Raw genomic sequence first — 15,009 nt, 5'->3', positions numbered from 1 at the left:
CGACTGTCGGACGGCGCTGGCGAAATGGACGAACCGAAGGGGGCAGGGGACACCACCGGACCCGGGGGTACGCCCCCGCTGCCCTTCCGGGCCGCTGTCGACGCGCTGCGCGGCGCACGGCTGCGGCCGCAGATCGAGGTCGATCCCACCCCCGCGCCGAAACGCCTCGCGCCGTACGCGTACGCGCTGGAGGCGGCGGTCGTGGACGACGAGGAGGACCTCGCCGACGGCCGGCTGGTGCTGCTGCACGACCCGGCCGGGCACGACGCCTGGCGCGGCACGTTCCGCCTGGTGACCCTGGTCCGCGCGGAGCTGGAGCCGGAGATGGCGGCGGACCCGCTGCTGCCTGACGTGTGCTGGTCCTGGCTGACGGGTGCGCTCACCGCGCGCGGGCTGGCGTTCGGCGAGCCGAGCGGGACGGTGACACGGGCCAGCTCCCACTACTTCGGCGGACTGTCCGAGCGGCCGGCCGCCTCGCAGATCGAGATTCGCGCTTCCTGGACGCCGCGGGAAGGGCTGGGCGGGGTTCCGGACACGGCGACCCATCTGGTCGCCTGGTGCGATCTGCTCGCGCAGGTGGCGGGGCTGCCGCCGGCCGCGCCCGGGGACGCGTCGGTGGTGACGCTGCCGCAGCGGCGGGGGCCGCAGTCGCGCTGAGGTTCGCCGGCCGGCCGGATGCCGCACGCATGCCGCTTGCATGCCGCATTGGCCGTCTCTTTGTCGATACGGCCACATTCGGAAGCGTTGCGACGCAGACCGAAACCGTTCGATCTTCGAATGATCGATCGTGCGTCCGAATTGCCCGGATTGTTACTCACCAGATCGTGATCATTTCCTAAAGGACATCAGGTTTGCTGCCGAAGACGACTGTGACCTTGAAAGCACGGTTCGTCCCGGCTTCACCCCCACGAGCCGGCCCCGTCCCGCACCCCAGGAGGCCTGGTGTCCGTTCTCCTCGAGCAGCCCTCAAGCCTGGTCGCCTACCGCCCGAACAAGCCGACCGCCATGGTGGTCGTGGCCGACCCCCGCGTCCGTTCCACCGTCACCCGCCATCTGTGGGCCCTCGGTGTGCGCGACGTGATCGAGGCCTCGTCCGTCGCGGAGGCTCGTCCCCGCATCGGCAACCCCCGCGACATCTGCGTCGCCGAAGTCCACCTGCCGGATGGTTCCGGCCTCACCCTCCTCTCCGAGACCCGCGCCGCGGGCTGGCCCAACGGCCTCGCCCTCTCGGCCGCCGACGACATCGGCGCCGTGCGCAACGCCCTCGCCGGCGGCGTGAAGGGCTACGTCGTCACCGGCACCCGCACCAACCTCGGGCTCCCCACCCGTCCCGGTGCGGCCCCCATCGGCGCGGCGGCCGCGCGCCTGCACCGTCGTCCCCCGGGTGCCCCGAGCCACCCGGGTGGCTACCGCGAGCTGTCCGGCCGTGAGGTCGAGGTGCTGCGGCTGGTTGCGGAGGGCCAGTCGAACAAGGCGATCGGCGTCTCGATGGGCCTGTCCGCCCTGACCGTGAAGAGCCATCTCGCCCGCATCGCCCGCAAGCTCGGCACGGGCGACCGCGCCGGAATGGTGGCGGTGGCCCTGCGCACCGGCATCATCCACTGATCCCTCCTTCCCCACTGTCTGATCCCTCCTTCCCCACCGTCCCCGGACCCGTCCCGACCGTCCCTGCCCGCGCCCGCCGATGCCCCCGCGTCGGCGGGCGCTCCCGCGCGCACGCCCGCACGAGGGACCTCACAGGACCCGGAGCGGCCTGTTCTCGCTGGTCGGCGGGGTCACCGGGCGGAGGGGAGGGCCGGGTACCGGCCCGTACGGATACTCTTGACAGGTGACCGACGCCCACGACACCGCAGCAGACAGTTCACTGCGCACCACCGGAGGCGCCCCTCCGGACGACGGCGGATCCTCTGCTGCACAGGCGCCGATCCCCTTGCTGGAGCCCCGCGAGGGCATCCCGCCCGTGGTGGCCGACGAAGCCGCCCTCGCCGAGGTGGTCGCCGCCTTCGCCGCGGGCCGCGGACCCGTCGCCGTGGACGCCGAGCGCGCCTCGGGCTACCGGTACGGACAGCGCGCCTACCTCGTCCAGCTCCGGCGCGAGGGCGCGGGCACGGCGCTGATCGACCCGGTCGCCTGCCCGGATCTGTCGTCCCTCGGCGAGGCGCTGTCCGGCGTGGAGTGGGTGCTGCACGCCGCCACCCAGGACCTGCCCTGCCTGCGCGAGATAGGCATGGTGCCGACGCGGCTCTTCGACACCGAGCTGGCGGGCCGGCTGGCCGGGTTCCCCCGGGTCGGCCTCGGCGCGATGGTCGAGAGCGTGCTCGGCTATCTGCTGGAGAAGGGGCACTCCGCCGTCGACTGGTCCACCCGCCCGCTGCCCGAGCCGTGGCTGCGGTACGCCGCCCTCGACGTCGAGCTGCTGGTCGACCTGCGGGACGCGCTGGAGAAGGAGCTGGACCGGCAGGGCAAACTGGACTGGGCGTGGCAGGAGTTCGACGCGATCGCCTCGGCGCCGCCGCCGGAGCCCCGCAAGGACCCGTGGCGCCGCACCTCCGGCATGCACAAGATCCGCCGCCGCCGGCAGATGGCCGTCGTACGGGAGCTGTGGCAGACCCGGGACCGGATCGCGCGGCGCCGTGACGTCTCCCCCGGCAAGGTGCTGTCCGACGCGGCGATCGTCGAGGCCGCCCTCGCCATGCCGTCCGGCCCTCAGGCCCTGGCCGCGCTGAACGGCTTCGGTCAGCGGGTGGGCCGCCGCCAGCTCGAGCAGTGGCAGGCGGCGGTCGACCGGGCGAAGGCGCTGAGCGAGGACCGACTGCCCCAGCCGGGCCAGCCGGTGACCGGTCCCCCGCCGCCGCGCGCCTGGGCCGACAAGGACCCGGCGGCCGCGGCCCGGCTGACGGCCGCGCGGGCGGGCGTGACCGCGCTCGCGGAGCGGCTGAACATGCCCGCGGAGAACCTGATCACGCCGGACACCGTGCGCAGGGTCTGCTGGGAGCCCCCGGCCCCGGCCACGGCCGAGTCGGTCGCCGCGGCCCTGACCGCCCACGGCGCCCGCGCCTGGCAGGTCGAGCAGGTCACGCCGGTGCTGATGGCCGCGCTCACCGCCTGAACACCCCTCCACCCCGGGCCCGGCACAGGGCACACCGCAACCGGGGTGAGCGGTGCCGGGCGGGCCGCCGGTGGGCGTGCCACGATGCAGGCATGCGGGTCGTCGTGGTGGGTGCGGGCCAGGTCGGTCACACCGTGGTCAAGTCGCTCGCCGAGGCGCACGAGTGCACGGTGATCGACATCGACCGGACACGTCTTGACGCCCTGTCGCACGCCTACGACGTACGGACGGCGCACGGCAGCGGCACCCGCCGCGAGACGCTCCTGGACGCCGGCGTGGCCGGCGCGGACCTCGTCCTGGCGTGCACCTCGCGGGACGAGGTCAACCTGGTCACCGCCATGCTCGCCCGCCGGCTGTCGTCGGCGCGGACGGTGGTGCGGGCCACCGGGACGGACTACCTGGACGCCTGGCGTGCGGGTGACCTCGACGTGGACCTGCTCGTCTCGACCGCGTTCGAGACGGCGAGCGCCGTCGAACGCGTCCTGCACGTGCCGGGCGCACGGCACGTGGACTTCTTCGCCCGCGGTGAGGTCGTCGTGCTCGGCGTCGACGTCCGCGGGACGGCGTCACCGCGGCTGGCCGGCCGCCCGCTGCGCGAGGCGGGGCTGCCCGCCGCGTCGCGGGTGGTCGCCCTCGTGCGCGAGGGCACCTGGACCGTGCCGGCCGCGCACGAGGTGGTGCTCCCCGACGACTGGATCATCGCAATGGCGTCCCCCTCGGCGGCGCGTGCCTGGAGCCGTCTGGTCACCGGGGCAGATCCCGTCGACGACGTGGTGGTGTTCGGCGCCGGGCGCATGGGCCGGGCCGTGGCCCAGGTGCTGCTCGACCGGGGCGTCCTGGTGCGGATCGTCGAACCGGACGCGGCCCGGGCACGCGCGGCGGCCGCCGCGCTCGACCGTGCACGGGTGTTCCGGGCGTCGGGTCTGGACCCGGCGTTCCTGAGCCGGGAGCGTATCGGCACGGCGGGGGCGGCGGTGCTCGCCGGCGGGGACGACTCGCGCAACCTGCACGCGGCCGTGCTCGCGAGGCTGCACGGGATCGGGCTGACGATGGCGGTGCTCGAAGACCCCGCCGCCGCCCGGGTCTTCGAGGCCGCCGGCACCGATGTGACGATCGACCCGGGTGACGAGACAGCCGAGAAGATGGCCCGCTTCACGTTCGACGAGCGCACTCGCCAGATGGCGATGCTGGGGGACGACCGCTTCGAGGTGCTGGACGTCACCGTGCGGCCGGGCAGCCGGTTCGCGTACGGTCCCGTCGACGCGCTGCCCGGCGCCGGTGTGGGCGCGATCGTGCGGGACGGCACCGTGCTCTTTCCCGACGGGCGGGACGAACTGCTGCCCGGCGACCGGGTGGTCGTCCTCACCGAACCCGCCCGCGTCCCGTCGATCGAGCACGACCTGTGAGGCGGCCGCGTCCGTCGCCGGTCCGGCGCCGGTGGAGCCCACGCGGACGGACCGGCGTCGACGTGCGGACCGCGCTCGGGGTCGTCGGCGCCCTGCTCACCTGGTTCGCCTTCGCGTTCACCGCTCCGGCGGCCGTCGCGCTGGCGGCAGGCGAGCCCCCGTGGCCCTTCCTCGTCACCGCGGCGGCCGTGGCCGTGACCGGCGCGGTCCTCAGGCGCCTGACGGGCAGCCGGCCCCCGTTGGGCGTCCGGGAGGGGTTCCTCGTCGTCGTCGCCGTCTGGCTGCTCGTGCCCGCGTTCGGCGCGATGCCGTTCCTGATCGGTGACGTCCCGCAGCTCGATCACCCGGCCGATGCCTGGTTCGAGGCGATGTCGGGGTTCACCGCCACCGGTGCGACGGTGCTGACGGACGTGGACGCGCTGAGGCCCGACATGCTGTTCTGGCGCCAGTTCACCCACTGGCTGGGGGGCGCCGGGATCATCGTGCTCGCGCTCGCGGTGCTGCCCCGGCTGCGCATCGGAGGGCGCGAGCTGCTGCGCTCCGAGCTGCCGGGCCCCATCGAGACGGAGCCGCTCGGCGCGACCGTCCGCGGGACCGCCCGCCGGCTGTGGAAGGTCTACCTCGCGGTGACGGCGGCCGGCGTCCTGGTGCTGGCCGCGCTGGGGTGGGCCGGGCTGGACCGGCGGATGGGCCTCTTCGACGCCTTCTCCTACGCGACGTCCGCCGTGGCGCTCGGCGGGTTCACGCCGGACGACGACTCGGCGCGGAACCTCGCCCCGGTGACGCAATGGGCGCTGTGCGGGCTGATGGCCGTGGCCGGGCTTAACCTGCTGCGACTGTACCGCCTGGCCGTGCTGCGCCAGGTCAGGGCCGTCTCCCGCGACGAGGAACTGCGCCTCTACCTCGGCCTGCTGCTCGTGGCGTCGTGCGTCGTGGCGGCCGAGCTGTTCGCCGCGGGCACCGTCACCGGGCTCGCCGGTGTGCGGCACGGCGCCTTCCAGGCGGTCTCGGTGATGACCACCACCGGCTTCGCGACGCTTGACTGGTCGGACTGGGGAGCCCTCGCGACGCTGACGCTCCTGACGCTGATGTTCGCCGGGGCCTGTGCCGGTTCGGCGAGCGGTTCGATCAAGGTCGTCCGCCATCTCGTCCTCTTCCGTTTCGCCCGCCGCGAGCTGGAACAGGCAGTGCATCCGGACGCCGTCCTGCCGGTGCGGGTGAGCGGCCGGGTGGTCGGCACCCCCGTGCTCCGCTCGGTCCTGCTCTTCGTCCTCCTCTACCTGTTCGCCCTCGCGCTCGGCACACTGGGCCTCGCCCTGGACGCGGGGGCCGAGAAGGGAGGCACCAGTGCGTTCACCGCGCTCGGCGCCGCCGCGGCCTGCCTGGGAAACGTCGGCCCGGCCTTCGGCGAGCTCGGCCCGTTCGGCTCCTACGCACCGCTCGGGCAGGCGTCGAAGGTGCTGCTGACCGCCCTGATGCTGCTCGGCCGCATCGAGATCGTGCCCCTGGCGGTGCTGCTCCGGCGCGGCTACTGGCGGGCGTAGGCGCGCCCGGCACAACGGGCCCTCACTTCGTCGCCCCCCGCATGAAGCCGTTGTAGATGAACCGCTGGAGGAACAGGAAGACGACCAGCGTGGGCAGGATGACCAGGATCGCGCCCGCCGAGATCGTCTCCCAGTGCGCCCCGAAGGGGCCCTTGAAGCGGAACAGGGACGTCGAGATCACGCCAAGGTCCTCGGACGGCATGTAGAGGAAGGGGATGTAGAAGTCGTTGTAGACGTTGATCCCCTTCACGATGACCACCGTGGCGATCGCCGGCTTCAGCAGCGGCAGGATGACCTTGCGGTAGACGGTGAAGGCGTTCGCGCCGTCCAGGCGCGCCGCCTCGTCCAGGGAGACCGGGATGGAGCGGATGAACTGCAGGAAGATGTAGATCGACACGATGTCCGTGCCCATGTAGAGGGCGATGGGCGCCCACAGGCTGTCGAACATGCCGAGGCTGTCGACGATCTGGAAGGTCGCCACCTGGGTGGTCACCCCGGGCACCAGCGCGGCCAGCAGGAACAGCGCCACCACAAGCTTCCGGAAGCGGAAGCGGAAGCGGTCGATGGCGTACGCGGTCATCGAGCCGATGAGGATGGTGCCGCCGACCGCGACGACGAGGACGACCGCCGTGTTGGCGAAGGCGGACAGCATCTGGCCGTCCCGGAACGCGGTCACGTAGTTGGCGACGTTCAGCGGGTCGTCGGGCAGGGCGAGCGCCCCGCTGCCGTCCGCCATCTCGCGGGGGGTCTTCAGCGAGGTCAGCAGGACCACGGCGAGCGGCAGCAGCACCACCAGGGTGGCGGCGGTCAGCGACAGGTACACCAGGGCGCGGGCCACGGTACGGCGGGTCATACCAGGTCCACCTTCTCGTCGGGGACGATGCGCCGCTGCACCCAGGTGACCGCCAGGACGATCAGCAGCAGCACGACGGCGGCCGCGGAGGCGAGCCCCGTCTTGTTGAACTGGAAGGCCAGCTTCACGGTCTGGATGACGAACGTCTCCGTGCCCGTGGCGCCGCCGGTCATGATGTACGGGATCTCGAAGACCGACAGCGAGCCGGAGACGGACAGGATCACGCTGAGGCTCAGCACGGGCCGGATGCCGGGCGCGATGATGTGGCGGAACTGCTGCCAGCGGCTCGCCCCGTCGATCTCGGCCGCCTCGTACAGCTCGCCGGGGATGGACTGGATGGCGCCCAGGAACAGCACGAAGTTGAGGCCGAGGTAGCGCCAGACGGAGACGCCGGCCAGCGAGGTGTTCGCGGAGAACGGCGTGCCCAGCCAGGCGTGGTCGGTCTCCACGCCGAGCAGGCGCAGCACGGAGTCGAGGGTGCCGCCGTCCTGGAAGAAGTAGAGGAAGACGAAGCCGATCGCCACCCCGTTGATCAGGTACGGGAAGAACAGCACGCCCTTGAAGAAGTTCCGGAAGCGGACGTTGAAGCTGAGGACCGTGGCGAAGTACAGGGCGAGGACGATCTGCACCACCGACGCGACCAGGTAGTAGCCGCTGACCAGGAACACCTCGAACAGCTCGGAGCGGGTGAGGAGTTCGGTGTAGTTCTCGGCGCCGGTCCAGTTCAGATCCGGGCTCACCCCGTCCCAGTCGGTGAAGCTGTACGCGGCCATGTTGGCGATCGGCGCGTAGGTGAAGGTCAGCAGCAGGGCGAGCGGGACGGCGAGGAACAGCCAGGGGGTGACGCCGGCGCGGGCCCGCCGCCGGGTGCGGCGGGCGGCGGGCGCCGCGTGCCCGGGGGCCGGGGGCGCGGCCGGCGCTTCCGGCCGCGCCCCCTTGCGGGTGGTGTCGGTCATCACGACCCCAGCGCGTCGCGTGCCTCGGCCCAGCGCTCGCCGAGGCCCGCGAGGTAGTCGTCGAGGCTGCCCTTGCGGGCGCCGCGGGCGAGGTCGACGAGGTCCTGGCGGTAGTCGGGCTTGAAGATGCCGACCTCCGAGGAGTTGTCGATGGACTTGACCTCGGCGCCCTTGCTGTCGTCGAGGTCGAGCAGCTTCACGCCCGCCTCCCGGTAGGGCGCGAGGACGTCGGGCAGCGGGGCGTCCTTGAGCGGGGACAGCGCCAGATTGGCCTGCGCGTAGCCGGACTTGTCGGTGAACCAGTCGATCCAGGCGCGTGCCGCCTGCTTGTTGTCGGAGTTGACGTTCACGGCCTGCTGGTAGTCGGGGGACGTCACCGCGCAGAAGACGCCGTTCTTCTGGACGGGGAACGGCATGAGGCCGATGTCGGCCGGGTCGGCGCCGGCCTGCTCCGCGGCGTCCCGCATCTGCACGACGGCCCAGGAGCCCAGCCACATGGTGGCGATCTCGCCCTTGGCGAGGCGGGGCTTGGACGCCTCCCAGTTGGTGGTCGTCGGGTCCTTCTCCGCGAGTCCGCCGCGCACGATGTCGTGGAGCAGGGTGTCGCCCACGCGCAGGTCGGCGCCCTCGGCCCACGGGTCGCCCTCGGCGAGCCTGGTGGTGGCCCGGGTGTCGCAGCTGACGGAGCCGTTGACGTTGGTCCACTGGGTCAGCGGCCACATGTCCTTGAAGTTGGTGTAGTACGGCACCGCGTCGGTCTTCGCCCGGATCGCCTTGAGGGCGTCGAGGAACTCGCCGGGCGTGGTGGGCCAGTCGGTGACGCCGGCCCGGCTCCAGACCTTCTTGTTGTAGAGGAAGCCGGGGACGACGCCGAGGGGACTCTGGCCGTAGACCTTGCCGCCGACGGTGGAGTAGTCGGTGAAGCGGTACTTGGCGGAGCGCTCCTGTCGTGTGCCGAGCGAGGCGAAGAACTTGGGGTAGTCCTTCTTCTCGATGACCGCCGGGATCATCAGGACGTCGCCGTAGTTCTCCGTGTTCATACGGATCTTGACCTCGCCCTCGTAGTCGGTGAGGCCCTCGAACTCCACCGTCACGCCGGGGTAGGTCTTCCGGAACTCGGCCGCGTACTTCTTCATGGTGCCGTCCTGCACCAGATCGGTGCGGTGGGTGAGGACGGTGATGGAGCCCTTGACCTTGGACGGGTCGTCGGGGGCCTCGGCGTCCGCGCCCGTCGTGGAACCTCCCGACCCGGTGCAGGCGGAGGCCAGCAGGGCGACGACGACGGCGATCGATCCGGCGAGTGCTGTGCGGCGGTTCATGTGCACCAGCTCCGTTCACGGGGCGGACGAGCACGGGTGGGTTGGCTGGTTCGGCACTCTGACAGCCCCTCACTGAACCGGTAAAGTCTCAATTGCGCCAACGATACGAAAACGTTGCCCGCCCAGGGCTCAACCGGTTTAGGGAGTGTGCATGCGTCAGGTCACACCGCTCACCGACGGATGGATCCTGCGGCACCCGGACGGCACGGGGGAGGCGCTCCCCGCCTCGGTGCCGGGGTGTGTGCACACCGACCTGCTGGCGGCCGGCCTGATCCCCGACCCGTTCCTCGGGCGGGGCGAGACCGAGGTGGCGTGGGTGGGCCGCCGCGCGTGGACCTACGAACGGGACCTGGCCGCGGGCGACCCTGCGCACGAGCGGACGGACCTGGTGTTCGACGGCCTCGACACGGTCGCCGAGATCCTGCTCGACGGCCGCCCGCTGGGCCGGGTGCGGAACATGCACCGCTCGTACCGCTTCGACGTGACGGGGCTGAGCGGGCGGCTGACGGTGCGGTTCGCGTCCGCCTACGACGAGGCGGAGGCGGTGCGGGCCGCGGTGGGCGACCGTCCGGGGGCGTACGCCGAGCCGTACCAGTACGTGCGCAAGATGGCCTGCTCGTTCGGCTGGGACTGGGGGCCCACCCTGGTCACCGCCGGGATCTGGCGGCCGGTGCGCCTGGAGCACTGGTCGACGGCCCGGATCGCCCGGGTGCGTCCGCTGGTCGCCGTGGAGGACGGCACGGGCGTGGTCGACCTGGCCGTCGACGTCGGGCGCACCGAGGGCGGGGCGCCGCTCGAGGTCGAGGCGTCCGTCGGCGGCGTGCGCGCCCGCGCCCGGATCGGGGGGACGGCCGGGACGGTACGCCTGCGGGTGCCGGACGCCCGCCTGTGGTGGCCCCGCGGCTACGGCGAACAGCCGCTGTACGACGTGGAGGTGCGTCTGCTGCACGACGGCGAGGCGGTGGACTCCTGGCGGCGGCGGATCGGCTTCCGGACGGTGGAGCTGGACACCTCGGCCGACGCGCACGGCACCGGGTTCACCCTGGTGGTCAACGGGGAGCGGTTGTTCGCGCGGGGGGTCAACTGGATCCCGGACGACGCCTTCCCCTCCCGGATCACCCGTGACCGCTACCGCCGGCGGCTGGAGCAGGCGGCCGCGGCGGGCGTGGACCTGGTGCGGGTGTGGGGCGGCGGGATCTACGAGAGCGAGGACTTCTACGACGCCTGCGACGAGCTGGGCCTGCTGGTCTGGCAGGACTTCCCGTTCGCCTGCGCCGCCTACCCCGAGGAGCAGCCGCTGCGCGGCGAGGTGGAGGCGGAGGCCCGGGAGAACGTCGTACGGCTGATGCCGCACCCCTCGCTGGTGCTGTGGAACGGCAACAACGAGAACCTGTGGGGCTTCCGGGACTGGGACTGGGAGCCCGCGCTGGCCGGGGACTCCTGGGGCGAGGGCTACTACCTGGGCCTGCTGCCGCGCGTGGTGGCCGAGGTGGACCCGACGCGGCCGTACACGGCGGGCAGCCCGTGGTCCGGGTCCTGGCTGCGTCACCCCAACGACCCGGCGCACGGCACGCACCACTCCTGGGAGGTGTGGAACCGCAGGGACTACGCCGACTACCGCCTCGACGTGCCGCGTTTCGTCGCCGAGTTCGGCTGGCAGGCGCCACCCGCGTACGCCACGCTGCGGCGGGCGCTGCCCGGGGAGGAGCTGGCGCCGGACTCCCCCGGCGTGCTGCACCACCAGAAGGCGGAGGACGGCAACGGCAAGCTGGAGCGCGGTCTCGCCCGGCACTTCGCCCTGCCCGAGGGGGATTTCGACCGCTGGCACTATCTGACGCAGCTCAACCAGGCGCGTGCGGTGGCGGCCGGGATCGAGCACTGGCGCTCGCACTGGCCGGTGTGCGCGGGAACGGTGGTGTGGCAGCTCAACGACTGCTGGCCGGTGACCTCGTGGGCCGCGATCGACGGCGACGGCCGGGAGAAGCCGCTGTACCACGAGCTGCGCAGACTGTACGCGGACCGGCTGCTGACCGTGCGGACGGACGGGGATCGGCCGGTCGTCGCGGCGGTGAACCAGGCCGCCGAGGAGTGGCGGACCTCCCTGCGGCTGCGGCGGATGACGGTGGACGGCGCGGTGCTCGCCGAGGCGGAACCGGAGCTCGCCGCGGACGCGCGGACCGTGGCGCTCGTCGAGGTCCCGGCCGGGCTGGTCCCGGCCGGTCCCGAGGAGTTCCTGGTCGCCGACGCCGCGGACCCCTGCGCACAGGAGCCGCTGCGGGCGCTGCACTTCCCGGCGGCGGACCGCGACATCCCCTACCCGCGCCCGGAGTTCGAGGTGGCGCTCGCGCCCGAGGGCGTGACGGTCACCGCGCGCACCCTGGTGCGGGACCTGCTGCTCCAGGCCGACCGGCTGGATCCGGAGGCGGCCGCCGACCGGGGACGGGTGACGCTGCTGCCCGGGGAGCGGGTGACCATCGGGGTGCGGGGCTGGAAGACTCCTGACCCCGAGACCGCCCGCACCGCCCTGTACTGCGTGGAGCCCACTCGATGACGGCAACGCCGACCCCTCGCGTCACCATCAAGGACGTCGCCGCACGCGCCGGCGTGTCCAAGGGGGCCGTGTCCCTCGCGTTCAACCGGAAACCCGGACTGTCCGAGGCGACCCGGGACCGGATCTTCGCGGCGGCGCGCGAGCTGGGCTGGTCGCCGAGCACGACCGCGCGGACGCTGGCCGGGTCCCGGGTGGACGTGGTGGGGCTCGCGGTGTGCCGGCCCGCCCGGCTGCTCGGCCTGGAGCCCTTCTACATGGAGTTCATCTCCGGGGTGGAGAGCGTCCTGGTCGAGCGGTCCTGCGCGCTGCTGCTGCGGCTGGTGCGCAGCCCCGAGGAGGAGGTGGGGCTGCTGGAGTCGTGGTGGCGGGGGCGGCAGATCGGCGGCTCGATCCTGGTGGATTTCCGCGCCGACGACCCCCGCCCGGCGGTGGCGCGGCGGCTGGGGCTGCCCGTGGTGGCCGTGGGGCACCCTTCGCTGACCGGCGGGCTGACGTCGGTGTGGACGGACGACGCGACGGCGGTGGCGGAGGCGGTGCGGTACCTGGCGGCGCTGGGGCACCGCGGGATCGCCCGGGTGGGCGGCGCGGCGGAGCTCGGGCACACGTCGATCCGCACGGCCGCGTTCGACGAGGCGGTGGGGGCGCTGGAGCCGGCCGCGCGGGCCTGGCAGGTGGCGACGGACTTCTCCGGGGACGCGGGCGCCCGCGCCACCCGGACGCTGCTGGCCGCGCCGGCCGGGGAGCGGCCGACCGCGATCGTGTACGACAACGACATCATGGCGGTGGCGGGGCTGTCGGTGGCGGCCGAGATGGGGCTGCGGGTGCCGCAGGACGTGTCGCTGCTGGCGTGGGACGACTCACAGCTGTGCCGGCTGACCCGGCCCACCCTGTCGGCGATGAGCCATGACGTGCACGGCTTCGGCGCGGAGGTGGCGCGTACTCTGTTCGGAACGCTCACCGGGGACGGTCCGGGCTCGCACCCGGTGCCGACGCCGGTCCTCACCCCGCGGGGCTCCACGGCCCCGCCGTGACCCGGACCGGGGACGGCGCCGGCCGCGCGGTGAAGTGCGCTGTCACCGGGGTCACTTGAACCCGCATTCCGGCGCGCTGTCCGCATGCGCCGCGGGTGAGCGGGAATACGCGGAACGAGGCACAGGTCGGCCTCTCGCTCCGCGGCGGGGACATGGGTTAGCCTCGTCCCGGCTGCTCTTCCTGCGAAAACGCCCGCACCCCACGTCGGAGGAGTTTCCTGCGGAGCGGCCCGAACTCCGAACGGAAAATCTCTGACAGGAACAAGGGGCACCATTTCATGGAACCCACCCAGGTCCGCCCGGCCAACCCGCAGCATTCGGACACACTCCCCCACACGTCCGAAAACTACAGGACAGCGACGATCCGCACGCCCGAGATACGTGTGGAGAAATACGGCAACTGGGAGATCGAGTACGAGTTCACGCCCGCTGCGGGCGATCACGGCAACCTGCTCGTGGTGTTTTCCTCCGTGGGCTCGAAGTACGGATTCGGCGCCGCCCTTTCGGGCGTCCAGTGCAACGTGCTGAGAATCCGCGACCGGTTCGACGGGGGCCCGTCGTACTACGTGGCGCGGGCGATGGACTTCTCCGTTTCGGACGCGGTCGAGGAACTGATTACCCATTATCGGGAAAAGCTGGGCCTGGCCCGGGAGACGGTGGTTCTCGCCGGTTCCTCGAAGGGCGGCAGCGCCGCCATTTTCTACGCGCTGAAGTACGGCTACCGGCACATCGTCGCCTCCACGCCGCAGTACTTCATCGGCAGCTACTCCCAGGGGCACGGCGTGCTCGGCGAGTGGGTCCTCGGCGAGGGCCAGCCGCAGGAGAACGTGGACCGGCTCGACTCGGTGCTCCCGGAGCTGCTGGCCGAGACCACCGACCTGGACCGCAACATCTACCTGTTCTCCTCGACGAAGGACTACCAGTACGAGGAACACGTCGTCCATTTCCTCCCGGCTCTGCGGAAGTACTCCAACTTCAACTTCTTCATGGTGGAATCGCCCGCCCTGGTGAAGCACGCGGAGGTGACGCGGCAGGGTCTCTCGGTGATCCTCAGCGTCATCTACGCGCTGACCGAGGGGACGGTGCCGCGGTTCGGCGAGGTGCAGGTCGGCTCCAACGAGGTGGACGGAGCCGCCGCCGGCGAGCACCTGGCGGAGTTGCGGGCGCGGGACACCGCGGCGGGCGTGCTGACCGCCGCGCAGCTCACCCCCGAGCGGGCCACGCTGTCCGGGCACGCCTTCCTGCCCGGCGTCTCCGCCGAGCAGGGCGAGGAGGCCGGCGCGCGGGAGACCAAGCAGCTCGTGCTGGTCCGCGACGACCAGGCGTGGGTGGCCGACGCGGAGACCGTGCCGGTGGACCAGCTGTACCTGAAGTACTTCGACACGCACTTCGCGTCCTACAAGGACGGCGGCTTCACCTGCGAGGCGCGGGAGCTTCTCGACGCGCTGCCCGACGGCGTGTACGACGTGTTCGCCCGGGTGACCAGCGAGAACGAGGACATCGACCGCAGGGTGCCGCTGGTCGCCTACCGGCCGCTCGACCGCCGCGCCGCCTCCGCGGGGCGCGAGGTGGTCCTCAGGGGCGACGCGAAGAGCGTCCGGGTGATCAAGCGCGACCTCACGTCGGCCGGCCCCGGCGGGTCCGTGTTCGCGCTGAAGCGGTTCGCGATGGAGGGCCCGAGGCTCCGGGTGTACGGCGTCCTCTTCCTCCCCGGCCGCAACGCGGACCGCGCCACCCACTCGACGTACTACCTCACGCTGCGCGGCGCGGACAGCACGCACACCGTCGCCCTCAAGGCGGTGAAGCGGGAGGACAAGGTGCGCCCGCACATGGCGCCGGGCGACTTCGGGTCGTACTCCTTCGGGTACTTCACCTCGGTGGACAAGGAGGGCGTGGACCTCTCCGACGTGCCGCCCGGGACGTACACGGCTCAGATCGCGATGAGCACCGGCGGCGGGCTGTTCACGCACCAGGCCGGTGAGCTGGAGGTGCGGGAGAACCGGGCCGCCTCGGTGGCCCGCCGGATCTCCGGCCGCAACGAGCGGATCTCCACCCGGGCGCGGCTGCGGCGGGGCCTGCGCAGGCGGCTCTGGCGGTCGTAGCACCGCCCGCGGCATCACACGGCCGGCCCCCGTTCGCGGGGGCCGGTCGTGTGATGTTCGCCGCTCCGGCCGACGGGGGTGTGCAGTGACGTTACCCGCAAGTAGCATGGGCCGTAAGCAAGCGCTCAGCATCCCGTA

At 72.4% G+C, this 15,009-nt stretch carries 11 protein-coding genes; 8 read left to right on the top strand and 3 right to left on the bottom strand.

The annotated features are described in order from the left end of the window. Positions 1 to 24: 24 nt before the first annotated feature. From ACP7TJ_RS26100 to ACP7TJ_RS26080, 5 genes are all read left to right on the top strand, one after another. The gene (locus tag ACP7TJ_RS26100; protein ID WP_244353881.1) at positions 25 to 657 is read left to right on the top strand and encodes a DUF3000 domain-containing protein; all 633 of its coding nucleotides are present in this window, start codon (positions 25 to 27) and stop codon (positions 655 to 657) included. A gap of 285 nt (positions 658 to 942) precedes the next feature. After that, complete coding sequence (locus ACP7TJ_RS26095; protein WP_006130493.1) at positions 943 to 1,605, top strand: helix-turn-helix transcriptional regulator; 663 nt, start codon at positions 943 to 945, stop codon at positions 1,603 to 1,605. 223 nt (positions 1,606 to 1,828) lie between these two features. Then, positions 1,829 to 3,109 (top strand): HRDC domain-containing protein, encoded by a 1,281-nt coding sequence (locus ACP7TJ_RS26090; protein ID WP_193458071.1) that lies wholly within the window; start codon positions 1,829 to 1,831, stop codon positions 3,107 to 3,109. A 92-nt stretch (positions 3,110 to 3,201) separates the two neighbouring features. Further along, positions 3,202 to 4,515, top strand: coding sequence for a Trk system potassium transporter TrkA (gene trkA / locus ACP7TJ_RS26085; RefSeq protein WP_193458072.1), 1,314 nt, complete (start codon positions 3,202 to 3,204; stop codon positions 4,513 to 4,515). Between the two features lie 62 nt (positions 4,516 to 4,577). Continuing rightward, positions 4,578 to 6,059, top strand: coding sequence for a TrkH family potassium uptake protein (locus ACP7TJ_RS26080; RefSeq protein WP_427765766.1), 1,482 nt, complete (start codon positions 4,578 to 4,580; stop codon positions 6,057 to 6,059). A 22-nt stretch (positions 6,060 to 6,081) separates the two neighbouring features. On the opposite strand, the gene ACP7TJ_RS26075 is transcribed toward ACP7TJ_RS26080, so the two are convergent. Genes ACP7TJ_RS26075 through ACP7TJ_RS26065 form a run of 3 tightly spaced genes read right to left on the bottom strand, consistent with a single transcriptional unit; the run spans position 6,082 to position 9,187 of the window. Beyond that, positions 6,082 to 6,912 carry a carbohydrate ABC transporter permease gene (locus ACP7TJ_RS26075; protein WP_193458074.1) on the bottom strand — a complete coding sequence of 277 codons (831 nt, stop codon included), beginning with the start codon at positions 6,910 to 6,912 and terminating at the stop codon, positions 6,082 to 6,084. Continuing rightward, the gene (locus ACP7TJ_RS26070; RefSeq protein ID WP_387790429.1) at positions 6,909 to 7,868 is read right to left on the bottom strand and encodes a carbohydrate ABC transporter permease; all 960 of its coding nucleotides are present in this window, start codon (positions 7,866 to 7,868) and stop codon (positions 6,909 to 6,911) included. The genes ACP7TJ_RS26075 and ACP7TJ_RS26070 overlap by 4 nt, the downstream gene beginning before the upstream one ends. Continuing rightward, complete coding sequence (locus ACP7TJ_RS26065) at positions 7,868 to 9,187, bottom strand: extracellular solute-binding protein (protein ID WP_427765762.1); 1,320 nt, start codon at positions 9,185 to 9,187, stop codon at positions 7,868 to 7,870. Before ACP7TJ_RS26065 ends, ACP7TJ_RS26070 begins: the two co-directional genes overlap by 1 nt. Before the next feature lie 151 nt (positions 9,188 to 9,338). On the opposite strand from ACP7TJ_RS26065, the gene ACP7TJ_RS26060 reads away from it, so the two are divergent. The 3 genes from ACP7TJ_RS26060 to ACP7TJ_RS26050 all read left to right on the top strand — a co-directional run bounded on the left by ACP7TJ_RS26060 (position 9,339) and on the right by ACP7TJ_RS26050 (position 14,871). Next, positions 9,339 to 11,738, top strand: a complete 2,400-nt coding sequence (locus ACP7TJ_RS26060) for a glycoside hydrolase family 2 protein (protein ID WP_427765759.1) — start codon at positions 9,339 to 9,341, stop codon at positions 11,736 to 11,738. Next, positions 11,735 to 12,769: a LacI family DNA-binding transcriptional regulator gene (locus ACP7TJ_RS26055; RefSeq protein WP_266401794.1), complete on the top strand. Its 1,035-nt coding sequence runs from the start codon at positions 11,735 to 11,737 to the stop codon at positions 12,767 to 12,769. The genes ACP7TJ_RS26060 and ACP7TJ_RS26055 overlap by 4 nt, the downstream gene beginning before the upstream one ends. A gap of 278 nt (positions 12,770 to 13,047) precedes the next feature. Then, the gene (locus ACP7TJ_RS26050; RefSeq protein WP_427765757.1) at positions 13,048 to 14,871 is read left to right on the top strand and encodes a hypothetical protein; all 1,824 of its coding nucleotides are present in this window, start codon (positions 13,048 to 13,050) and stop codon (positions 14,869 to 14,871) included. Positions 14,872 to 15,009 lie beyond the last annotated feature (138 nt).

This window comes from Streptomyces sp. DSM 41931 (assembly GCF_050271085.1).
In the GTDB taxonomy this organism is placed as follows: Bacteria; Actinomycetota; Actinomycetes; order Streptomycetales; family Streptomycetaceae; genus Streptomyces; species Streptomyces albogriseolus.
This window is presented reverse-complemented; position numbering and strand designations above follow the sequence as displayed.